Annotated in this window: 21 protein-coding genes; 13 read left to right on the top strand and 8 right to left on the bottom strand. The window is 59.3% G+C overall.

Translation table 11 applies throughout. From position 1 onward, the window contains the following. The first annotated feature begins 69 nt into the window (after positions 1-69). Genes ACFSKT_RS19225 through ACFSKT_RS19215 form a run of 3 tightly spaced genes read left to right on the top strand, consistent with a single transcriptional unit; the run spans position 70 to position 944 of the window. Positions 70-387, top strand: a complete 318-nt coding sequence (locus tag ACFSKT_RS19225) for a hypothetical protein (RefSeq protein WP_377718591.1) — start codon at positions 70-72, stop codon at positions 385-387. Beyond that, positions 384-686 (top strand): iron-sulfur cluster assembly accessory protein, encoded by a 303-nt coding sequence (locus tag ACFSKT_RS19220; RefSeq protein WP_377718592.1) that lies wholly within the window; start codon positions 384-386, stop codon positions 684-686. Before ACFSKT_RS19225 ends, ACFSKT_RS19220 begins: the two co-directional genes overlap by 4 nt. A 36-nt stretch (positions 687-722) precedes the next feature. After that, positions 723-944 carry a YuzB family protein gene (locus ACFSKT_RS19215; protein ID WP_148930337.1) on the top strand — a complete coding sequence of 74 codons (222 nt, stop codon included), beginning with the start codon at positions 723-725 and terminating at the stop codon, positions 942-944. Between the two features lie 164 nt (positions 945-1,108). Here the strand turns inward: ACFSKT_RS19215 and ACFSKT_RS19210 are convergent, their stop codons facing one another. Beyond that, complete coding sequence (locus ACFSKT_RS19210; protein ID WP_377718593.1) at positions 1,109-3,106, bottom strand: LTA synthase family protein; 1,998 nt, start codon at positions 3,104-3,106, stop codon at positions 1,109-1,111. Between the two features lie 165 nt (positions 3,107-3,271). Further along, positions 3,272-4,414, bottom strand: a complete 1,143-nt coding sequence (locus ACFSKT_RS19205) for a THUMP domain-containing class I SAM-dependent RNA methyltransferase (protein ID WP_377718594.1) — start codon at positions 4,412-4,414, stop codon at positions 3,272-3,274. A gap of 118 nt (positions 4,415-4,532) precedes the next feature. Here ACFSKT_RS19205 and ACFSKT_RS19200 point away from each other — a divergent pair, with 118 nt between their 5' ends. Further along, positions 4,533-5,159, top strand: coding sequence for an O-methyltransferase (locus tag ACFSKT_RS19200; protein ID WP_377718595.1), 627 nt, complete (start codon positions 4,533-4,535; stop codon positions 5,157-5,159). A 375-nt stretch (positions 5,160-5,534) separates the two neighbouring features. On the opposite strand, the gene ACFSKT_RS19195 is transcribed toward ACFSKT_RS19200, so the two are convergent. The 4 genes from ACFSKT_RS19195 to ACFSKT_RS19180 all read right to left on the bottom strand — a co-directional run bounded on the left by ACFSKT_RS19195 (position 5,535) and on the right by ACFSKT_RS19180 (position 9,641). Continuing rightward, the gene (locus tag ACFSKT_RS19195; RefSeq protein WP_377718596.1) at positions 5,535-6,746 is read right to left on the bottom strand and encodes an MFS transporter; all 1,212 of its coding nucleotides are present in this window, start codon (positions 6,744-6,746) and stop codon (positions 5,535-5,537) included. A 214-nt stretch (positions 6,747-6,960) separates the two neighbouring features. Continuing rightward, positions 6,961-7,704, bottom strand: coding sequence for a twin-arginine translocase subunit TatC (gene tatC, locus ACFSKT_RS19190; protein ID WP_377718597.1), 744 nt, complete (start codon positions 7,702-7,704; stop codon positions 6,961-6,963). Between the two features lies 1 nt (position 7,705). Next, positions 7,706-7,918 (bottom strand): twin-arginine translocase TatA/TatE family subunit, encoded by a 213-nt coding sequence (gene tatA / locus ACFSKT_RS19185; RefSeq protein WP_377718598.1) that lies wholly within the window; start codon positions 7,916-7,918, stop codon positions 7,706-7,708. A gap of 94 nt (positions 7,919-8,012) precedes the next feature. Further along, complete coding sequence (locus ACFSKT_RS19180) at positions 8,013-9,641, bottom strand: PhoX family protein (protein ID WP_377718773.1); 1,629 nt, start codon at positions 9,639-9,641, stop codon at positions 8,013-8,015. Positions 9,642-9,913: 272 nt separating this feature from the next. Between ACFSKT_RS19180 and hemE the strand changes: the two genes are divergently transcribed. From hemE to hemG, 3 genes are all read left to right on the top strand, one after another. Further along, positions 9,914-10,987: a uroporphyrinogen decarboxylase gene (gene hemE, locus ACFSKT_RS19175; protein ID WP_377718599.1), complete on the top strand. Its 1,074-nt coding sequence runs from the start codon at positions 9,914-9,916 to the stop codon at positions 10,985-10,987. Further along, entirely contained in the window at positions 10,980-11,912 is a 933-nt protein-coding gene (hemH, locus tag ACFSKT_RS19170; protein WP_377718600.1) for a ferrochelatase, read from the top strand. The genes hemE and hemH overlap by 8 nt, the downstream gene beginning before the upstream one ends. Before the next feature lie 96 nt (positions 11,913-12,008). Next, positions 12,009-13,484, top strand: a complete 1,476-nt coding sequence (gene hemG / locus ACFSKT_RS19165) for a protoporphyrinogen oxidase (protein WP_377718601.1) — start codon at positions 12,009-12,011, stop codon at positions 13,482-13,484. 105 nt (positions 13,485-13,589) lie between these two features. Here hemG and ACFSKT_RS19160 read toward each other — a convergent pair whose 3' ends face one another. After that, entirely contained in the window at positions 13,590-14,129 is a 540-nt protein-coding gene (locus ACFSKT_RS19160) for a phosphatidylglycerophosphatase A family protein (RefSeq protein ID WP_377718602.1), read from the bottom strand. Positions 14,130-14,274: 145 nt separating this feature from the next. Here ACFSKT_RS19160 and ACFSKT_RS19155 point away from each other — a divergent pair, with 145 nt between their 5' ends. The 6 genes from ACFSKT_RS19155 (at position 14,275) to rdgB (ending at position 19,848) form a co-directional block, all read left to right on the top strand. Further along, positions 14,275-15,390 (top strand): GerMN domain-containing protein, encoded by a 1,116-nt coding sequence (locus ACFSKT_RS19155; RefSeq protein WP_377718603.1) that lies wholly within the window; start codon positions 14,275-14,277, stop codon positions 15,388-15,390. A 285-nt stretch (positions 15,391-15,675) separates the two neighbouring features. Further along, complete coding sequence (locus tag ACFSKT_RS19150) at positions 15,676-16,683, top strand: methionine ABC transporter ATP-binding protein (protein WP_377718774.1); 1,008 nt, start codon at positions 15,676-15,678, stop codon at positions 16,681-16,683. Beyond that, the gene (locus ACFSKT_RS19145) at positions 16,674-17,339 is read left to right on the top strand and encodes a methionine ABC transporter permease (RefSeq protein WP_377718775.1); all 666 of its coding nucleotides are present in this window, start codon (positions 16,674-16,676) and stop codon (positions 17,337-17,339) included. The genes ACFSKT_RS19150 and ACFSKT_RS19145 overlap by 10 nt, the downstream gene beginning before the upstream one ends. Before the next feature lie 45 nt (positions 17,340-17,384). Then, positions 17,385-18,272: a MetQ/NlpA family ABC transporter substrate-binding protein gene (locus ACFSKT_RS19140; protein WP_377718604.1), complete on the top strand. Its 888-nt coding sequence runs from the start codon at positions 17,385-17,387 to the stop codon at positions 18,270-18,272. Positions 18,273-18,457: 185 nt separating this feature from the next. Then, complete coding sequence (gene rph / locus ACFSKT_RS19135; RefSeq protein WP_377718605.1) at positions 18,458-19,204, top strand: ribonuclease PH; 747 nt, start codon at positions 18,458-18,460, stop codon at positions 19,202-19,204. Further along, positions 19,201-19,848, top strand: a complete 648-nt coding sequence (gene rdgB / locus ACFSKT_RS19130; RefSeq protein ID WP_377718606.1) for an RdgB/HAM1 family non-canonical purine NTP pyrophosphatase — start codon at positions 19,201-19,203, stop codon at positions 19,846-19,848. Before rph ends, rdgB begins: the two co-directional genes overlap by 4 nt. 129 nt (positions 19,849-19,977) lie before the next feature. Here the strand turns inward: rdgB and asnB are convergent, their stop codons facing one another. Further along, positions 19,978-21,822, bottom strand: a complete 1,845-nt coding sequence (asnB, locus tag ACFSKT_RS19125; RefSeq protein WP_377718607.1) for an asparagine synthase (glutamine-hydrolyzing) — start codon at positions 21,820-21,822, stop codon at positions 19,978-19,980. Between the last annotated feature and the right edge of the window lie 7 nt (positions 21,823-21,829).

Genomic DNA, 21,829 nt, shown 5'->3' with positions numbered 1-21,829 from the left:
TGGAAGGCAAGATGGCATGCGGCCTTGACGGCCCTATGTTATAATGACGGCGAAAGGAGGCCGCATGCCATGCGTAAATTGCTTTCGCTCCGCCATTGGCGGCATGTGTTTGTCCGTATTTACCGGCTGCTTGCCGCGAAAGAGGTGAAGCTGCTGGACAAGCTGCTTTATGTCGTTCCGGTGCTGATCTACTGGGTGGTGCCCGATGCGCTGCCGCTGCTTCCCGTTGATGATATCGCGGTGACCATGATTGCCGCCGAGTTGTATACCCGTTGGACGTTGGATGGAACGGAAATACGGCCGGATTTTGCGCTGAAGGTTGAACTGCGCGTCCGGTTTCTTTACAATAGGAGAGATGGTACGATGAAGGAGATGAAGAGTTCATGAAGTGCAAAATTTCGCGCAACGCGGCCAAAGTGCTGCAGGCCGAATTGGACAAGCCCGAACACGAAGGTAAATTCCTTCGCGTCTATGTGACGCATTCCCATGGCGACCATGCCCACTACGGGCTTGGCATCGACGACCAATCCGATAAAGACGTGCTGGTCGACACGGACAGCGGCATCAAGGTGCTGCTCGAGAAGGACAACGATTTCTTGGACGGCGTTCGCGTCGACTATTTCTATTCGCCGGAAGAAGGCTTTGCCGTTACGAACCCGACTAAAGGCAACCACGGCGACCACTAAGCAGTTGGCCGTCGACTAGAGCGGGGAGAACGGATCATGCCGAACGATATACGAATTTGCGACAAATGCAAGCATATTTCCGTGAAGAAGATGCTGCCCAAGCTTCAGAAGCTCGATCCGAGCGCCGAGATTCTCGTTGGCTGCAAGTCCTATTGCGGTCCGTGCGCGAAACGGGCGTTCATCTTCATCAACGGCCGGTACATTACCGCGCCGACCGAGGACGAAGCGATCGAGAAAGCTCGCCCTTACGTGAAATAAACAACGTGAAACGGCTGTCGCCGTCTTTTGCGGCGAAGCGCGTTTCATTCCGGAGAATTCTAAGCTCCTGTATGCGCGCGAAGCTTGTACACGCTTAGAATTCACGAAGAAACCTCCCCGCGAGCCGCGAAGGCTGGCCGGGGAGGTTTCTTCGTGTTGTGGACTTACGGTTGTTTGCGGAACTCGCGGATGAGGTCATACACGACGACGCGGTCGGACATGACCAGCTCTTTGCGCGCTTCCGAGCTCGCGGGGCAGGCGCTGTTGTCCAGCGTCTCGCCGGTGACCGCATCGAGACAGTGGTTGTGCTCGGGCAACCCGTCGGTAGCGGGGAAGAACCAGACGCTGCCGTCCGTATAAGCGCCTTCGCGCATGACGACGCGTTTGCCGGCAAGCGGTTGTTCGGTAACGAGCGGCGTGCCCAGATGATAAGAATCCGCGCTCGGGATGCCGAGCAGATGCAGGATCGTCGGCGTGATGTCCAGCTGGCCGCCGACTTCCTCACGTAGGCCTTTCAGCTTGCCATCCGGTACATGGACGACGAAGGGCACTTGCTTCAGCACGTTGTAACGATCGACTTCGTTCAGCGGTTGACCAAGGAATTGCTCGAATTGCGTCCAATCCCGGATCGAGTTGTCATGGTCGCCGTAGAACATGAAGATCGATTTGTCCCATAGCCCTTCTTTCTTCAGCTGCTCGATCATATTTCCCAGCGACGTGTCCACGTAATGAGCGGCTTCAAGGTAATCGCCGAAGATCGTGCCCTTGAATTCGCCGACGTCCAGCGTCTGGTAATCCTTCGGCAGCGGGAACGGATGATGGCTGGAGAGCGAGATGAGGAACGAATAGAACGGCTGCTTCGTCTCCTTCATGACCTCCACCGATTGCCGGAAGAACGAGTTGTCCCCCAGCGACCAGCCGAGCGGCTCGTCGATCGTAAAGTCCTTGCGGTTATAGAAACGGTCGTATCCCATGTTGGCATACATCGTATTACGGTTCCAGAACCCGCCGTCGTAGGCGTGAAACACATTCGGCGAGTAGCCTTCCTTCTTCAGGATCGCGGCGAGCGAATCGATCTGGTGCTGGGCATAGCGAATGAAGACGGAACCGGTGATCATCGGCTGCAGCGACGCATTGGCGGCCAGGTCGGCATCCGACGTGCGGCCTTGGGACGTCTGATGATAGAAGCGATTGAAATACAAGCTTTCATCGATCAGCTTGTTCATGTTCGGGGTCACTTCTTGACCGCCGATGGATCGGCCGATCATGAAGTTCTGGAACGCCTCCAGTTGGATGAGAATGACGTTGCTGCCTTTGTAGGCGCCGAACATCGGATCGCTTTCCAGCTGCCGTCGCGTCTCGCCCCGTTCGTCGAAGAACTGTTTCGCCTCCGCGATTTCGGTCTGCGTCAAGATGTTCTCGTGCAAAATGTTGTCGCGCGCGTAACGATAGGCATCGTAACCGTGAAAACCGAGAACGCCCGTCACGTTATACAACGACAAGTTCCACCAGTTGCCGACGAACAGGCCGATCGCCCACGTTTGCTTGGCGATATTGATCGGCACGAAGACGAGCGTCATGCCGGCCGCGAAGATGATCAGGCTGCTGGATACGCGGAAGACGACGTTAAACCAGCGGCGTTTGATCCGCTCGGCGGCGCTGATCGCCGCCGAGTCCGCGGTTCCCCGCTTGCGCCGCTGCGCGAGCGCATACACGCCGAAGGCGATGATGAACGGCCATTCGACGATGAACCACAAATCCGCCGGTCCAATTAACGTCCAGATACTGTCGCCCAGTTCTCCGACTTGGCCGGCTTGCAGCAGTACCGGGATGGAGATGAGATCTTGGAAATATCGGAAATAGACGAGATCGGCATAGATGACGAAGGTAAGTATAAGATCCAGGACGAGCAGCGCGACCGTCCGCGCGCGGGGAGCGAGCCACATCGTCCAGAACGAGACGAGCGCAAGCGTGCCGAGACCGACGAGCACGTCGTCCCAGCTCATGGCCATGTTCCGCACGTGGACGAAGCGGTCGAACAGGACGAGCTTCATCATCATGACGACGAAGAAGATCACGATATCAACGGCTTTGATTCTTTCCAATCCTTCCAGCGAGGCCCGCACGCTCCGTTTCATTTTAGTTTGCAAAGTATTGCGCATGAATCGATTTCGTTCCTTTCTTCCATGGTGCCCCTAAAGGCTCCAAATTACAGCGCCCTTGTCCGCGATCCGCCGGCTTGACAAAAAACGGCGTGCCGCGCAGCAAGGGCGTTGGCGTGTTCGATAATGGGTCGCAGGAAGCCTACCCGCGCTTCAATAAGTGGACTAGTCCTTCTGCCGCGGTGGAAGCGGACCGAAGTATTGGTATAGCGCGCATTCGATGCGGCCGTTGAACAGCTTGCGCTTCTTGGTCGCGTTCTGGCCGAAGTTTTGCTCGAACGTCTTGGTCGGGCTAAGCGCGAAGAACGACCAGGTCGGCAAATACTGCGCGATCAGGCCGAGTTGGCGGATCGCTTTCTCGGCTTCCGCATCGTCTCCGAGACGTTCGCCGTACGGCGGGTTCGTCACGATGACGCCATAATCGCCTTCCGGCTTCAGCTTCGCCACCGGCAGGACGCTGAGTTTGATATCGCGGGCGAAGCCCGCCTTCTTCACGGCGGCTTCCGCGATTTCGATCGCGCCTGGATCAATGTCGGAGCCGCTGATCATGAGCGGGATATCGTCTTGGACCGCGTCATACGCTTCCTCTCTCGCGCGTTCCCAGATCTCCTCGCCGACGAGCGGCCAGCCCTCGCTGTTGAACGTACGGCGCAGACCCGGGGCGATGTTCCAGGCGATCATCGCCGCTTCCACCGGGATCGTGCCGGAGCCGCAGAACGGATCCACGAGCGGGCGATCCGGCTTCCATCGGCTGAGCAGCACCATCGCGGCCGCCATCGTTTCTTTAATCGGCGCCTCGGTGACCAGCTTGCGGTAGCCGCGCTTGTGCAGGCCGGGGCCCGTCGTATCGAGCGTAATCGTCGCGATGTCGTTCAGCAGAATGACCTCGATGACGAAGCGCGCGCCATCTTCGGGGAACCATTCGGTACCGTACGTCATTTTCATCTTCTCGACGACCGCTTTCTTGACGATCTTCTGGCAAGCCGGCACGCTCGTGAGTTGGGACTTGTGCGAGCGGCCTTCCACCGGGAATTCGCCATCGCCGGGAATAAAGGCCGCCCAGTCGACCGCCTTCGCGCCTTCGAACAATTCCTCGAACGTGGTGGCCGGATACTCCGCCATCTTAATAAGCACGCGGTCGCTCGTCCGCAGCCATAGATTGGCGCGCGCGATATCCTCCGGCCCTCCCGCGAACACGACCCGGCCGTTCTCGACCTTCTGATCCTCGTAGCCCAGATCCTTCAATTCGCGCGCGACGATCGCCTCAAGCCCCATCGGCGCGGTGGCGATCAATTGCAATTTACTCATCGTTGCTATCACTCCGTCTTCTTGCCGGTTGTATCCACCCGGTCAAAATCATACAATCAAGTATAGGACAAACTCGGCCTGAATTACAATTCCGGCCTTATGGGAGCGATAGACGGCAATGGAAGCAGCAAATTACGTACATGAATTGCTCGGCGGCGACGCCGATCTTGAGCGGGTAATCGAATCGATCAAGGCGCTCGGAATGCCGGAGATATCTGTAGCGCCCGGCTATGGACGGATGCTGACGATGCTGGTGCGCCTGTCCGGCGCGAAGCAGGCGCTGGAGATCGGCGCGCTCGGCGGCTATAGCGGGATTTGCTTGGCACGGGGACTCGGCGAGGACGGGAGATTGACCTCGCTTGAATTGCTGCCGCATTTTGCGGACGCGGCGCGAAGCAATATGGAAGCGGCCGGATTCGGCGAGCGCGTCGAATACCGTGTCGGGGATGCGAAGGATAACCTGGCCAAGCTGGCGGAAGAGGGAAGGCGCTTCGATTTCTTCTTCATCGATGCCGACAAGGAAGGGTACCCCGTCTATTTAGACTGGGCGCTTGCGCTGGCGAACCCCGGCGCGGTCATTGTCGGCGACAATACGCTGCTTCGCGGCCGGGTATGGAATCCGGAGAAGAACGGGCCGTCCGTGGCGGCGATGCGGGCGTTCAACGAACGGATGCTAAGCGACGAGCGGTTGACGGGGACGATCCTGCCGGGCTACGACGGACTGACCGTGGCGATGGTGAAGTAGTCCGTTGCTAAAGATGCGAAAAGCCTTCGGCTCTGCACGTTGCAGAAAGCCGAAGGCTTTTTTGTCGTTCTTTAGGCAATTATGCAACCGTTCGAGTTGTGGATCAAAACGTAAAGCGTGTGCGAGGGACGAAAGCGAAGGTCGGCAGGATGCACAGGCTTAAGTCTGTGGACTGGCTTGAACCCACCTGAAGCTTTGTCCGTTAGGACAAAAGCGTGCCCCGCTCAAAGCCAACCCGCAGTCCGCGAACAATTGAGGCAGCACGAAGAGGGAGTCCAGAGGGCAAAGTCCTCTGGTTCCCCTCGGCGGAGGGGGAAGGGGGAGAGAGTACAACAAAAATGGGGTCTAAAGGGCGCAGCCCTTTGTCCCGGTGACTTACCCGCCGGCGGCGGATCCGGGCCGGCGGATCAAGCTCCATCTCACCCACACCGCGTTCACGGCGAACAAGACGGCCGAGACGATGAAGACCCCCTCGATGCCGATCCAGCCGGAGATCACCCCGCCCGCGATGGGTCCGATCATGTTGCCGAGCGACAGCGTGCTCGAGTTCAAGCTGAATGACCGCGATTCCATGCCGTCCGGCGTATGCTTGCGGATAAGCGCGTTGACGGAAGGAATGAGTCCGCCCAGAAACATCCCTTGCACGAAACGGAGCGCGAGCAGCTGCCAGACCGTGGACGCGAATGCCTGCGGCACGAACAGAAGCGCCGCCCCGACGAGCGATACGCCCAGCACCCGTTCTTGGCCGATCCGATCGCTCAGCCGGCCGAGCAGCGGCGAGGCAATCATATTGGACAAGCCGGTTGCCGAGCCTACGAGCCCCGACCAGAACGCGAGATTGACGGCGGTGCCGTGCAGCTCCTGCACATAGAGCGGCATCAAGGGCATCGGGCCGATCATCGCGAATTGGATAAGGAACGTCACGGCGAACAACGAGGCGAGCTGCGGGATGCGGCCCAATTTGCGAAATCCGGCCATGACCGAGATGTTCGGCTTGGCGGCCGCCTTCGTCCGGTCGAACGACTCCTTCACGACGAACATCGCCAGCAGCGAAGCCAGAAACAAGAGCAGACCCGTGACGTAGAAGATCGGTCGGAAGCCGATCGCATCGGCCATGAGTCCGCCAATGAACGGACCCAGAATAGTGCCTGCAATGCCGCCCGATTGCAGCGTGCCCATGGCGAAGCCCATCCGCTCTTTCGGCGTGGTGGCCGATATGAGCGACACCGAGGCCGGGTTGAAGCCGGATATCGTGCCGTTCACCATTCGCAGCAAGAGCAGATGCCACGGATTTTGCGCGAACCCCATCAGCACCATGACGATCGCCATGCCGAATCCGGAGCGCAGCAGCATCATTTTGCGCCCGTACCGATCGGACAGCTTGCCCCACAGCGGTTGGAACAAGAACGACGTGACGAAGTTGCCGGCGAAAATAATGCCTGCCCACGTCGCCGTCTCGTGCGCGTCGGTTAGTCCGAGATCCGACTGTAAATACAGGGACAGGAACGGGATGATCATCGTCATGCCGGCCATGACTAGAAATTGCCCAACCCACAGCACGGCCAAGTTTTTCTTCCACTGCTCCATATGCGGTGCCTCCTTCCCGACATAGCCTTGTGAACACAGCAGGAACAGTATAGCACAATGGCGACGAGAAACAGCGAAGTTGGCCAGGCGGTGGGCGGGGGAGGGGAGCGCAAGGATGAAATCCAGACGGCAAAAAACCGCCATGTTCCCCTCTTAAGGCGGGAATGGCGGTAATCGCGTGGTGCGGGATGTGTTCGAGCCGCGCTTCTCGCGACTACGACGAAGCCTCGGCTTGCCAATCGGACTGCGCGCGCAGCTGATTGCGATAAACGAATTTCGAGATCGCGATGCTCACCTCGTACAGCAGGAAGAGCGGCACGATGACGAGAATGTCCGACACGATGTCCGGCGGCGTGATCGAGATCGCGACGATGGCGAGCGCGAAGTAGGCTACCTTGCGGGCCTTGGCCAGACGGTTCGGATTCAGGATCCCGATCTTCGTCAGGAACATGACGATCGCGGGCATCTCGAACAGCAGGCCGAACGGCACGGTCATGTGGATCATGAACGAGAAATATTTCTGCGCGGTGTACATCGCCAGAAATTCATCCCCGGCCATCTCCTCCATGAACGAGAGCACCATCGGGAACAGGATGAAGTAGCCGAAGCTGATGCCGGCCACGAACAGCGCGCTGATCGCCGGAATGAACGCATAGACCGTTCGATTGGCGATTGGCGGCAGCGCGGGTTGGACGAATCGCCACGTCTGATAGGCGGCGACCGGCAGCGTAACGGTGATGGCCACCACCGCGGAGATGACCAAGTACACCCACAGTACGTCCGACGGCCCGAGCACGACCAGCTTATGATCGATGCCGCGCACAAGCCAATCGTAAATGTCCCGCACATAGATAAAGGCGGCCGCCATGGAGACGAGGAACGCCGCGAGCGTCCGAATGATTCGGGTTCGCATCTCGCCCAAGTGGCCGACCAGATTCAATTCGTTCGGATTTGCCATCTTACGATTTGGAGACCGCCGTCTGCGCGGCTTTGTCCTTCTTCGCGTCTTCGTCTTCGTCTCCGCCGACGAGACCGCGCGTCGAGCTCTTGAATTCGCTCAGCGTACGGCCGAACGCGCGGCCGAGTTCCGGTAATTTCGCCGGCCCGAAAATAATGAGCGCGATGATAAGAATCAAAATAAGTCCGGGAATGCCAATGCTGCCGAACGGCATGTGTGTCCATCTCCTTTAATCGTCGGATGCGCCGCTTTTCCGATCGGACAGGCTGGCGCATCCGCGTTCTGATGAATGTGTTGTGCTTGCTGCTTTACAGCTTGAAGCCGCTGATCGCCACGACGCCGCAGCGCGCGATTTTATCGCCCGGGCGGTGCGGCCACAGGCTGGTCGGCTTGCTCAGATCGGTCGTGTTCTCGCCCGGATGCTGCACGGAGAGGAAGAGCGTGCTCTCGTCCGGCGTGAAGAACGGACCGGTCAGCTCGCTGTCGTTCGGCCCGGAGGCGAACTGAAGCGCTTTGCCTTTAGCGCTGCCGCTCGTCGGGATGACGAACAGGCCATTGTTCATGAATGACTTGTGCACGCCTTTGTTCTGGCTGCTGCTGGAGATGTCGGTGACGACCCACAGGTTGCCGTTCGAATCGAAGGCCAGGTTGTCCGGGGAGCTGAAGCCGGATTGGCGGCCGCCCGCGGCGAAGATTTCGAAATCGAACTCCAGCGCGCCGAGATCGTTATTCGCTTCGAAAATCCGGGTAATATGCCCGTGGATGTTGCCGTGGTTATCGTTGTTCGTGTGGGCGATGAACACGGTGTTGTCGAACGGCGAAATTTCGATGTCTTCCGGGCGGTCCGTCGGCGTGCCGCCTACGAGCAGCGCGGCTTCCTGGCAGTAAGTGACGACGTCGCCGAGCGACGCGAATTTCTTCTGAACGTCGGTTTTTTCCGCGTACGTCTTGGATTTCTTCACTTCATCCAGCGTGACCGGCATCCATTTGCCCGATTTCAGGTTCGCCACGTAGAGCGTGCCTTCTTCGAGCAGCGCGGAATTGGCGCGGCCGGCGGAAGCGTTGTATTTGCCTTTGCTGATGAATTTGTAGACGCAGGCGTCTTTCTTGTCATCGCCCATGTAGACGACGACGCGGCCGTCGGCGGCCAGGCCCATCGCCGTGTTTTCATGGTTGAAGCGTCCGAGCGCGGTATGCTTCTTCAAGTACGTTTTGTCGAACGGATCGACTTCGACGACCCAGCCGTAATGCGTGTCCGGCAGTTTGGATGCGGCGGCCGTCTCGGCGAAATTCTCCTCGCAGGAGAGGACGGTGTTCCACAGCGTCACGCCGCCGGAGCAGTTGGCGAACGTGCCTTGCGCGGTCGTCGCGTTCTTCAGTGCCGGTATGCCTTTCGCCGGTCCCGTCAATTGGAAGGTCGAGAAGCCGTTGATGCGGCGCGCATAAATGGAAGTGGGGTCGAGCTTCCACGTGCCGTCCGCATCCCGGTAAACTTCGGTGACGGACATGCCTTGGTTATAAAGATTGCTATGTATTTGTTCGGCGGTCATGGTATCGTCCGAAACGGGGCCCAGCACGAAAATAGTCGTATATTCGTGGTTCGTGACGAGCAAGCCGCGCGTGCTGGAATCTTTAATCGGGAAGAAGGCGTTGTAGTCGGCGCCGGAACCGAATTTCTCGCCAGCCGGGTTGATGACGTCGCCGTACGCCGCAACCACGTCGTATTTGAAGTTTTTCGGCACGATCAGCTTGTCCTCTTTGGAAGGTTGGATCGGATCGAAATAGCCGCTCACTTTATTCGTCTTGAAGCCGAACAGGTGGTTGGCGTTGCCGGTCGCGGCGGATGCTTTGCCCTCTAGCGTGCCGAGTCCGGCGGATGCGACGGCCAGCGCGGCTGCGCCCGTACCCAGGTAGGAAAGAAATGTTTTACGGTCCATGTTGTTGCTCAAGAAATTCACTCCTTAGCGAATTAGTAGCCTCGTGAACAAGCGTACATGCCCATTGTTAATGGAGCGTCACCAATTGTTAATTGAACGTCATGTAAACTTGGAGAAATTGTAAATGCTTCCTGCGCGTTCAAGATTGCGGCGAAAGCGAACATCGATTTGTCATATGATTGTCAACGAAAGCAAGGCGGCGGCGGTTGTTACGCCCACATAAAAAGGGCATAATGGAAACGAAGGGAATACGAGAGAAATGGGGAACGACAATGAGCTACAACGACCGTTTCATCCGGGCGTGCCGGAAGGAATCCGTCGATCGCTTGCCCGTCTGGTACATGCGACAAGCGGGGCGATATGACCCCGACTACCGAAAAATAAAAGAAAAATATTCGCTGCTCGAAATTTGCCGCCAGCCCGAGCTGGCCGCGGAAGTGACGATGATGCCGATCCGCAAGCTCGGGGTCGATGCGGCGATTTTGTATTCCGATATTATGAATCCGGTCGCTTCGATCGGCATCGATTTCGACATCGTGCCGAACATTGGCCCGGTCATCGACAATCCGATCCGTTCGGCGGCCGACGTGGAGCGTCTGAAGCCGATCGACGTCGAAGGCGATCTCGGCCACGTCCTGGAGACGATCCGCATCCTGGACCGCGAGCTGGACGTGCCGCTCATTACGTTCGCCGGCGCGCCGTTCACGATCGCGTCTTATTTGATCGAAGGCCGTCCGTCCAAGTCGTACATACGGACCAAGTCGCTCATGTACGGCGATCCGAAAGTCTGGTTCCAGCTTATGGACAAGCTCGGCGACATGGTCATCGCTTATTTGCGCGCGCATATGGCAGCGGGCGGTAAGGCGTTCCAGCTGTTCGACAGCTGGGTCGGCGCGCTGTCGCCGTCGGATTTCCAGAAGTACGTCCTGCCGACGATCGAGCGGATCTTCGACGAGCTGTCCGACCTGCCGCAGCCGAAGATTTATTTCCCGGGCGTCGCTTCCGGCGAGCTGCTGCCGACGCTCGGCCGCTTGAAGGCCGACGTCATCGGACTGGACTGGCGCGTTCCGATCGCGGAAGGCAGACGCCGCCTTGGCGGCAAGTATGCCGTGCAGGGCAACCTCGATCCTTATGTGCTGACCGCGCCGATGGAGGTCGTCGAGTCTTATGCCCGCGCGATTATCGACGAGGGAATCCAGGAGCCGGGCTACGTGTTCAACTTGGGCCATGGCTTGTTCCCGGAAGCTTCGCTGGACAAGCTTCGCGAGCTGACCGCATTCATTCACCGTTACTCGGCCGAGGCGATCGCCGCGCGCCGCGAGAAGGAGGCCTCATCCCATGTCTAACGAACAAATTGCCGTCCTCGTCATGTCGTACGGAACGCCGGAGAGCATGGACGACGTCGAAGCCTATTACACGCATATCCGCCGCGGCAATCCGCCGACGCCTGAGCTGCTCGCCGAGCTGAAGGGCCGCTACGAAGCGGTGGCGGGCGGGGTATTCCCGCTCCGCGAGAACACGGACCGTCAAGTCGAAGCGCTCCAACAGACGCTGGACGAGCTCGAGCCGGGTCGCTACGTCTGCTATCAAGGCCTCAAGCACGCGCGTCCTTATATCGAGGACGGCGTAGAAGCGATCGCGAAGGCCGGCTTCAAGCAAGCCGTCGGCATCGTGCTCGCCCCGCATTATTCCGTCATGAGCGTGGGCGGCTACAATAAGCGCGCCAAGGAGAAAGCGGCTGATCTGGGCGTCGAGATGACGTGCGTGGACAGCTACCATCTGCATCCGAAGCTCGTCGACGCGCTCGTCGACCGCGTCGTGACGAAGCTGACCGCGTTCGACCGCAGCCGGCCGCTGAAAGTGTTGTTCAGCGCGCACAGCCTGCCGGTTCGCATTCGCGAGCTGGGCGATCCGTACGAGCAGCAGCTGCTCGAGACGTCCGACGCGGTCGCCAAGAAGGCCGGCGTGCAGGATTGGGAATTCACGTGGCAGAGCGCCGGACGCACGCACGAGCCGTGGTTGGGTCCGGATATTCTCGATACGATGAGAGAACTGTCGGAGAAGGGATACAAGCAGGTGCTCTCCGCGCCGATCGGATTCGTCTCTGATCATCTGGAAGTGCTGTACGACCTGGATATCGAGGCCAAAGCGCTGGCCGAAGAGATCGGCGTTCATTTCGAGCGAATCGCCATGCTGAATACGGACCGCTTCTACATGGAGACGCTGGCCGAGACAATCATTGCGCAGCGCGAGACGCCGCAAGCGGGATAACGATTCACTCGCCGTTATTTGGAGGCGACATATAAAGAGAGTCATAAGGCGAGTGGAATACGTCGCCGATTAGCATCTTATAGGAGATGAAGTTGTATGCGGAGAAACGGGGAACCTGATCGGATTGTCGTCGTAGGCGGCGGGATCAGCGGACTGAGCTCCGCTTTTTATTTGCAGAAGGAAGCGCAGCGCCGGGGCCGCGGCATCCACGTGACGATCGTGGAAGCGATGGATCACGTCGGCGGCAAAATTAACACGCTGCGCCGCGATGGATTCGTCATCGAGCGGGGGCCCGACTCTTTCCTGGCACGTAAAAAGCCGATTATCGATTTGGCAATGGAATTAGGCATCGAACAGCAGCTGACCGGCACGAATCCGGCGGCGAAGAAAACGTACATTTTGCATCGGCGGAAGCTTCATCCCATGCCGCAGGGGCTGGTGCTTGGCATCCCGACGGAGATTGCTCCGTTCGCGAAGACGGGCTTGCTTACCTTTGGCGCGAAAATGAGAGCGATGCTCGATTTCGTCATGCCTGCGCGCGCGGCCGAAGGCGACGAGTCGCTGGGCAGCTTTCTGTCGCGCCGGCTGGGGCCGGAAGTCATGGAGCGGGTCGCAGAGCCGCTGCTGGCCGGCATCTATGCCGGCGACTTGAGCAAGCTGAGCTTGCAGGCGACGTTCCCGCAGTTCGGCGCGGCGGAGCGCAAGCATGGCAGCCTGATCCGCGGCATGCGAGCGAACCGAGGCAAGACGCCGGTGATCGCGGCGAATGCATCGGAGCTGCCTTCCTCCGCGCGTACGGCCTTCCTGACGTTCAAGGGCGGACTCGCGACGATGGTCGACGAGCTGGAGCGCGCGCTCGCGCGCGGCGGCGTCGAGTTCAGGCTGGGCGCGAAGGTCGAGGGAATCGAGAAGGTCTCGAATGGCGCTAAGGGACGAGAGGGGCCATGCGGCTACCGCGTGATGCTGGAGGGCGGAGACTCGCTTCCGGCGGACGGTGTCGTGATCACGACGCCGGCATTCCACGCAGCTTCGCTGCTGGAGCCCCACGTGAATGTCGAGGCGATTCGGGGCGTTAATTACGTGTCGGTCGCCAACGTGGTGATGGCGTTCGACAAAGCATCGCTAGGCGGTTATCAATTCGACGGCTCGGGCTTCGTCATTCCCCGTTCCGAAGGGACGACGATCACGGCCTGTACATGGACATCGTCCAAATGGCTGCATTCCGCTCCGGACGATAAAGTGCTGCTGCGCTGTTACGTTGGCCGAGCAGGCGACGAGGCTGTCGTGGACTTGCCGGATGACCAGCTGAAGGAGGCGGTCCGCGCGGACATCCGCTCGATCATGGGGATTACGGCCGAACCGCTGTTCACGGAGATTACGCGGCTGCATCAATCCATGCCGCAGTATCCGGTCGGCCATCTGGAGCGGACGGCGCAGCTGCGCACGCAGATGGCGAAGGCGCTGCCGGGCGTATGGGTGACGGGGGCGGCCTTCGATGGCGTCGGATTGCCGGATTGCATCCGTCAAGGCAAGGAGGCGGCGGCCAGCTTGCTGGACGCGCTGGAAGGGTGAGAGACGCGTATCAAGCGAGGTTAGATGCAGCATGACACAAAGAGGGCAGAGACGAAAGTCGGTCGCAACCGGCGTTCGCCCTGCCCTCTTCATATGTAATCGCGATTAATCCAGCGGCGGCGTCGTACGGCCCTCGCGTTCGGCCTGCTTGCGATGGGCGATGCGGCTGCTCGCCGATGCGGCGATCGCGCCCACGATGTCGTCGAGGAAGGTGTGGCACTGCTCGTCTTCTTTGTCGTTCAGCTTCTTCAGAATGCCGGGCTTCAGCTTATCGACATAGCCGAAATTCGTGAAACCGATGCTGCCGTATACGTTGACGATCGACAGCGCGAGGATTTCGTCGCATCCGTACAGACCCTCGTCATTCTCGATCATTTCCTGCAGCGGCGGAAGAAGCTTGCCTTCTTCGGCGAGGAGATCGAGCTGAATGCCGGTCAGGATGGCGTTTTGTACCTCGCGTTTGGAGAGGACGGCATCCACATTATGGCCGCACTCCTCGATCGTCAGATCGGGGAAGTAATCCTTCTGCAGGAACAGCACCAGCTCGGCGATTTGTTCGCGCGTTACGCCGCGTTTGGCCAGCCAGTCTTTCGTCGCGGCCGCGACGCTTTCGCTATTTAGGCTGTACACTTTGGACTTGGTCATCGATTGCACCCCTTGGCTCGAATTAGTGGGACAAAACTGGTCTAATTGCTCGGACGGGCTCGTATACATAGTACTACAAAAGGAGACTTGTACCAAATAAGCGCCAGTTTAATCCGTAACATCAAAAAAGGGAGGAACTATCGAGATGACTCACTATCGTGTACTTCGCAAAGCGGCGCTGGCCGGCGTGCTGGCCTTACCGATCCTGACCGCGGGATGCGGGCTGTTCTCCGAGCAAGCCAGCCAGCAGATCGATCCGCCTCAAAATGCCGAGCAGACGAGCAGCACGGGGGCGGCCAACGCGACCGGCGGCGCGGCGACTGCCGCTCAGAACGACACGACAGCCGGCCAATCCGCGGATGCGGGCGGCGAAGCGGTCGCGGAAGGACAGACACAGATGACGGTGTATCTGCGCGACCAGAACCAGCTGCTGGCGCCGGTCACCGTGCTGGCGACGCTCGGGGCGGAAGAATCGGCCGGCAAGCGGGCGCTTGAGCTCATGGTGCAGGGCGGTGCGAATGAAAGCGAGCTGCCGAGCGGCTTCGAGGCGGTGCTGCCGGCAGGGACGGCCGTCAACAGCGTGGAGGTGATCGCCGACCAGAAGAAGGCCGTCGTCGACTTCTCCAAGGCGTTCGGCAACTACGCGGCGACGGACGAAAGACGCATCGTGGAAGCCGTAACGTGGACGCTGACGAGCCTGCCGGGCATCGAGAAGGTCGAGCTGTCGATGGACGGCGTGAAGCTGGGCGAAATGCCGGTGGACGGCCTGCCGCTCGACGAGGCGCTTACCCGCGCGGTCGGCATTAACCTGGAGACGGCGGAAGGCGTAGACTACAGCCAGTCGACGCCGGTCACGTTGTACTTCTCTTCGGTGACGCCGAACGACGAGCCGTATTATGTACCGGTGACGCGCCTTATTAACCGAACCGACAATAAAGCGAAGGCGGCGATCCAGCAGCTGATCGCGGGCCCTTCCGATCTGAAGAGTTTGACGCCTGTCGCTACGCCGGATATTCAGGTGCAGGACGTGAAAAAGGAGAAAGACTACGTCACGATTGACCTGAAGGACGAGGCTTACCAGGACGGTCAGGCCATGCCGGCTCAGATGCTGAAGGCGGTCGTGCTGGCGCTGGCGGAGAATACCGGCTATGCCAAAGTGAAAATCACCGTCAACGGCAGCGCCTCGGTCATCGACACCGAGAACAATTCCTACAGCGAACCGGTGGACAAACCGCTCTACGTGAACGCCATTAAGTCCTAATTGTGACAAAGAAATGGCAAAGCCCGCACTTCCTCGTGAAGTGGGGCTTTTTTTGTTACAACTGTTATTATTTGTTATTGACGTAATGATGTGAGGTTGTTAAAATTGCACATATCCGTGTAACTGGATAGGAATAATGTGGAAAATCCCTCGAACCTTCAACCAACAAGGCTCCCGGGTGCTAAATCCGGGTTACATAGAGCGAATCTTTTAAAAGAAGCGCAAGAGGGTATTATACGTGGTAACGGGACTTTTCGCAATACTTTTGGGCAGGAGGGCTTTAAACTGATAGAACTAGCAAGTATTACCAAAAAGTATCGGGTCGGCAAGCAATACGTCGAAGCGATCAGCGGCGTCGATCTGACCGTGCGCAAGGGCGAGATCTTCGGGATCATTGGCCATTCCGGCGCGGGCAAGAGCACGCTGCTGCGCTGCGTCAATTTGCTGGAGCGTCCGACCTCGGGTTCTGTCAAGGTTGCCGGCGTCGAGCTGACGAAGCTGAACGATCGTCAGCTGCAGCAGGAACGCCGCAAGATCGGCATGATCTTCCAGCACTTCAATCTGCTCTCGATGGCGACGGTTCGAGAGAACATCGCCTTTCCGCTGAAGCTCGCGAAGCTGCCGAAGGCCGAGGTCGCAAGCCGCGTGAACGAGCTGCTTCAGCTGGTCGGTCTCGAGCAGCACGGGGACAAGTATCCGGCGCAGCTCTCCGGCGGACAGAAGCAGCGGGTCGGCATCGCCCGCGCGCTCGCGAACAATCCGGACGTTCTGCTGTGCGACGAGGCGACGTCGGCGCTCGACCCGCAGACGACGAGCGCGATCTTGGCGCTGCTGCTCGACATTAACCAGAAGCTCGGCATTACGATTCTGCTGATCACCCACGAGATGCAGGTCATCCGCTCGATATGCGACCGCGTCGCGGTCATTGACGGGGGCACGATCGTTGAGATGGGCGACGTCATTGACGTCTTCCTGAAGCCGCAGCATCCGGTGACGCAGGACTTCGTCGACGAGGCGGCCGAATCGCAGTCGGACATGAGACAGCTGCTGAGCGCGCGTCAAGGACGCATCTTCCGCGTTCATTATGTAGGCCACGTCACCTACGAGCCTGTATTGTACAACGCGGTGAAGGCATCCGGCGTGAAGGTGGCGATTTTGCAGGGGACGATTTCGCGGATGAAGCAGACGCCATACGGCGAACTGATCGTAGAATTTATCGGCGAAAGCGCGGAGATTGACGGCATTCTGGCGCAGCTTCGCCAAGATGGCTTGAATGTGGAGGAATTGACATGACCTTTGAAAATGTGCGCCCGGACGAAATTTGGAAGGCGACCAAAGATACGCTGACGATGACGGCGTGGTCGCTCGTCTTTACGATCGTCCTCGGTTTCTTCCTTGGCCTTGTACTGTTCCTCACTTCACGCCGGCAGCTGCTTCAGCAGTCGGCCGTATACGGCGTGCTCTCGTTCATCGTCAACATCGTCCGTTCCGTGCCGTTCGTCATTCTCATGATTTCGATCATGCCGTTCACGAAGGCGATCACGGGGACGACCTTCGGCGTGGCGGGCACGATCCCGCCGCTCATCGTCGGCGCGGCGCCGTTCTTCGCCCGGCTGGTCGAGACGGCGCTGCGCGAAGTCGACCGCGGCGTGATCGAGGCGGCGGTGGCGATGGGGGCCTCCAAGTCCGACATCGTATTCCGCGTCCTCATGCGCGAGGCGCGTCCGGGCTTGTTCGCGGCGGTGACCGTGACGGCGGTCACGCTCGTCTCCTATACGGCGATGTCGGGCGTGATCGGCGGCGGCGGACTCGGCGACTTGGCGCTGCGCTATGGTTATCAACGTTTCCAGACCGACGTCATGCTCGTCACGGTGGCGCTGCTTGTAATATTGGTTCAACTCCTTCAGATGGCTGGCGACCTGCTCGTGCGACGCTATAGCCGCAAGTAGGATTCATGGACATAGAGAAGCAATGATTATTAGGAGGGATTGGGAATGAGAAAGATTAGTTTGATTCTCCTCACGCTGGTGCTTGCGGTCGTCGTATCCGCATGCGGCGCGAAAAACAACGAGGGCAACAACGCCGCGACCGGCAACGGCGGCGCAACGAACAACGCGGCGGCCAATGACGCCGAAGGCAATGCGGCTGGCGAGACGACGGAAGAAGTGACGCTGAAGGTCGGCGCTTCTCCGGTGCCGCACGCGGAGATTTTGAAGCATATCGCGCCTGCGCTCAAAGAGCAAGGCATCAACCTCGAAGTGACCGAGTTCACGGACTATGTGCAGCCGAACGTACAGCTGTACGAGAAAGCGATCGACGCGAACTTCTTCCAGCACGTGCCTTATCTGGATCAATTCAATAAAGATAAAGGCTATGACCTTGTCAGCGTAGGTACTGTGCACGTGGAGCCGTTCGGCGGCTATTCGAAGAAAGTGAAAAGCGTGGACGAGCTGAAGGAAGGCGCGAAAGTCGTCATTCCGAACGACCCGTCCAACGCGGGCCGCGCGCTTGCGCTGCTGGAGAAGCAAGGGGTTATCAAGCTCAAAGCGGGCGTAGGCGTTGCCGGCACGGTAGCCGACATCGAAGAGAACGCGAAGAAGCTTGAGATCACGGAAGTCGAAGCCGCGATGCTGCCGCGTCTGCTGGACGAAGTCGACCTCGCGCTGATCAACACGAACTACGCGCTCGAAGCGAAGCTCGTGCCGACGACGGATGCCCTGTTCCTCGAGGACAAAGACTCCCCGTACGCGAACATTCTCGCCGCTCGCCCGGACAACAAAGATTCCGACGCGATCAAGAAGCTGCTGGCCGCGCTCCAAACGGACGACGTGAAGAAATTCATCGAAGATACGTACAAAGGCGCAATCGTGCCTGCGTTCTAAGTTCGCCTCCTGAACGCGTAATGAAAGAGCATGTCCGAACCGCCCGAGCGGCCGGACATGCTCTTTTTTTCCTTTCGCCGAGGTCAGGATGATTTTCGCGGGCGGCTTTGGTAAAATAGGATGGATTAGCGGGAGCGGTCAAGCCGTTCCCGCCTTAGCATGAAGGACGGAGGATTACGCTTACGATGAGAACCGACGGAAGACAATGGGACGCGCTGCGGCCCGTCACCATGACGATGAATCCCAACAAGTACGCGGAAGGCTCGGTGCTGATCGAATTCGGCGATACGAAGGTGCTGTGCACGGCTTCGGTTGAAGAGCGCGTGCCTCCATTCATGAAAGGACAGGGCAAGGGCTGGATTACGGCCGAATATTCGATGCTGCCGCGGGCCACGCAGGTACGCAACCAGCGGGAATCGGCCAAAGGCAAGCTGACCGGGCGCACGATGGAAATCCAGCGGTTAATCGGACGGGCGCTCCGCTCCGTCGTCGATCTGCAGGCGCTTGGGGAACGCACGATCACGATCGACTGCGACGTCATTCAGGCGGACGGGGGCACAAGAACGACATCCATCACGGGCGCGTTCGTGGCGCTCGCGCTGGCCGTACATAAACTGAGCAAAAACCATGAGTTCGCGAAATACCCGATTACCGCTTACCTGGCTTCGGTCAGCGTAGGTGTTATCAATGGCAAGACGCTCCTCGACCTCAATTACGAAGAGGATTCTAAGGCCAAGGTTGATATGAACGTCGTCATGACCGGCGACGGTAAATTCGTCGAGATTCAAGGCACGGGCGAAGAGGCGCCGTTCTCGCGGACGGAGCTCAATGAACTGCTCGGCGCGGCTGAGAGCGGCATTCTGGAATTAGTCGCCAAGCAGAAGGACGTGCTCGGGTTATTCGGCAATCGGATCGGAACGGCGAACGCATGAGGGTCGGGGATACGGTCGTCGTCGCGACGAAGAATGCGGGCAAGGTGCGCGAATTCGCGCACGCCTTCGCCAAGCTGGGCATGGAAGTCGTCAGCATGTTCGATTATCCGAATTTGCCGGACGTCGTGGAAGATGGCCGCACGTTCGCCGAGAACGCCCGCAAGAAAGCGAAGACGGTGGGCGACGCGCTTGGTCTTCCGGTACTTGCGGACGATTCCGGACTTGAGGTGGCGCGCCTGCAGGGAGATCCAGGGGTCTATTCCGCCCGTTACTCGGGCGAAGGCGCGACGGACGCCGCGAACAACGCGAAGCTGCTGGATGAACTGAGGAAGCTGGATGCCAGCGGAGTCGAGCGGTTCCAAAGCCTGGAAGACGGGACGGAGCTGCTCAGCGAAGCACGCTTTGTCTGCGCGCTCGCGCTGTACGATCCGAAGGATGGCTCGTTCGTCGAATCGGAAGGTTTCGTGGAAGGTGATATCTTGAGCCAGCCGCGCGGCGAAGGCGGCTTCGGCTACGACCCGCTATTCTGGCTCGTATCGCACCACCGCTCCATGGCAGAGCTGACGAAGGACGAGAAGCAGGCGATCAGCCACCGCGGCCGGGCGCTCGCTCAGCTGCTGGAGCGGTTGCATAACGAAGCGTAAAAGACGCCGGCGGGATGGGCCAAGCGAATCCGAATCATCGCCGCTCTCGACAACCACAATACCCGCAAGCATGCCCGAATGAGGGTTGCTTGCGGGTTTTTGTCATGCCGCGGCACGGAGCGCACGCGATTATCGGATCGTCACGTTATATTCGCGCAGCCAAATATCGATTTGCAGCAAATAGGCGAACAGCTGCGGACCGCTCATCAGCTGCCCAAACCAAGGCAGGTTGGAGCTGGCTTCGTCCGAGGCGGCGATTTCGCGGATTTTCGCGACGTTAATCAGCGGCAGCAGCGGAGAAGTGCCTTCGTCCAAAATCTCGATCACCTTGGAGCGGACCGCGTTCAAATAATTCGGGTTATGCGTCTTCGGATACGGGCTTTTCTTCCGGTATAGCACGTCGTCCGGCAGCACGCCTTCCATTGCCAGGCGAAGAATGCCCTTCTCCCGATCGCCGGCGGTTTTGATTTCCCATGGAATGTTGAAGACATAGTCGACGAGCCGGTGATCGCAGAACGGCACCCGAACCTCGAGTCCCGCCCCCATGCTCATCCGGTCCTTGCGGTCAAGCAGCGTGGGCATGAAGCGGGTAATGTTCAAGTACGACATGACGCGCATTTTGGCGGCTGCTTCGTCTTCGCCTTTCAGCTTCGGGACTTCCGCGATGGCATCGCTGTAGCGGTCGCCGATATACTCGAGCGGCCGGATCCACGCGGCGACGTCTTCCGACAGCAGCCCCGCGCGCATCTGGGAGGCGAGCGACCAAGGGAAGGTCGCAGCGTTCAGCGACTCCTCCCGGTGGAACCACGGGTAGCCGCCGAAGATTTCGTCCGCCGCTTCTCCGGAGATCGCGACCGTCACGTGCTGCTTGATCGCTTCGCAGAACAGGAGCAGCGACGAATCCACGTCGGCCATGCCCGGCAGGTCGCGCGCGAGCAGGGCGGCGTGCAGCGCGCCGTAGATGTCCGGCGTATCGAATTTGAACGTGTGATGCTCGGTGCCTAAGTATTGGTTCATCCGTTCGATCCAAGGCGCGTCTGCGTTCGGCTGGAACGCGTGAGCCTTGAAATGCTTATCGTTGTCTACGAAATCGACGGAGAAGGTCTTGAATTTTCCTTTGCCGCTTTGCTCGTAATGACGGACCGCGAGCGTCGTCAGAATGCTCGAATCAAGCCCGCCGGAGAGCAGCGTGCCGAGCGGCACGTCGGAGATCAGCTGGCGCTCGACCGTATCGGTCAGCAGGTCGCGGACGGACTTGGCCGTCTCTTGCACCGTTTCCGTATGCGGCCGGCTCTCCAGCTTCCAATAGTGGGATACCGAGACGCCTGAGCGCGTGACGGTCGCGCATTGGCCGGGCAGCAGCTCGCTCAGATCGCGGTACACGCCTTGGCCGGGCGTTCGCGCGGGACCGACGATGAAAATTTCGGCCAACCCTTCCGGGCCGACCTCGGGCCGGATTGCCGGGTGGGCGAGGAGCGCTTTCGGCTCGGAGCCGAATATGAATCGGCCAAGCTGCTTGGCGATGAACAGCGGCTTAACGCCGAGACGGTCGCGGGCCAGGAACAGATGCTGCTCCCGCGTATCCCAGATCGCGAACGCGAAGATGCCGTTGAACCGTTCCACGCACGCGCGTCCCCATTCCATGTAAGCGACGAGCAGCACTTCCGTGTCGCAGTTGGTGGTGAAGGAGCGGCCGCGGCCTTCGAGCTCCCGCTTCAGCTCGGGAGCGTTGTACAGCTCGCCGTTATATACGATGACGTACGTATCGTCGCCGGAGGCGCGGACCATGGGCTGCGCGCCGTTGGCCGGGTCCATGACGGACAGGCGGCGATGGCCCAGCGCCACGTGCGGGGAGATCCACGTGCCGGTGGCGTCGGGACCGCGCAGGGCGAGCGTATCGGTCATTTTCTCCAGCGTGGCGGATTGTAAAGTCAAATCCTCGTTCCAATCGATCCAGCCCGTAAATCCACACATTGGTTCT

It is taken from the genome of Paenibacillus xanthanilyticus (assembly GCF_042682185.1).
Lineage (GTDB): Bacteria > Bacillota > Bacilli > Paenibacillales > Paenibacillaceae > Paenibacillus_Z > Paenibacillus_Z xanthanilyticus.
The sequence above is the reverse complement of the archived record's forward strand: the minus strand, read 5'-3'. Positions and strand labels throughout refer to the sequence as shown.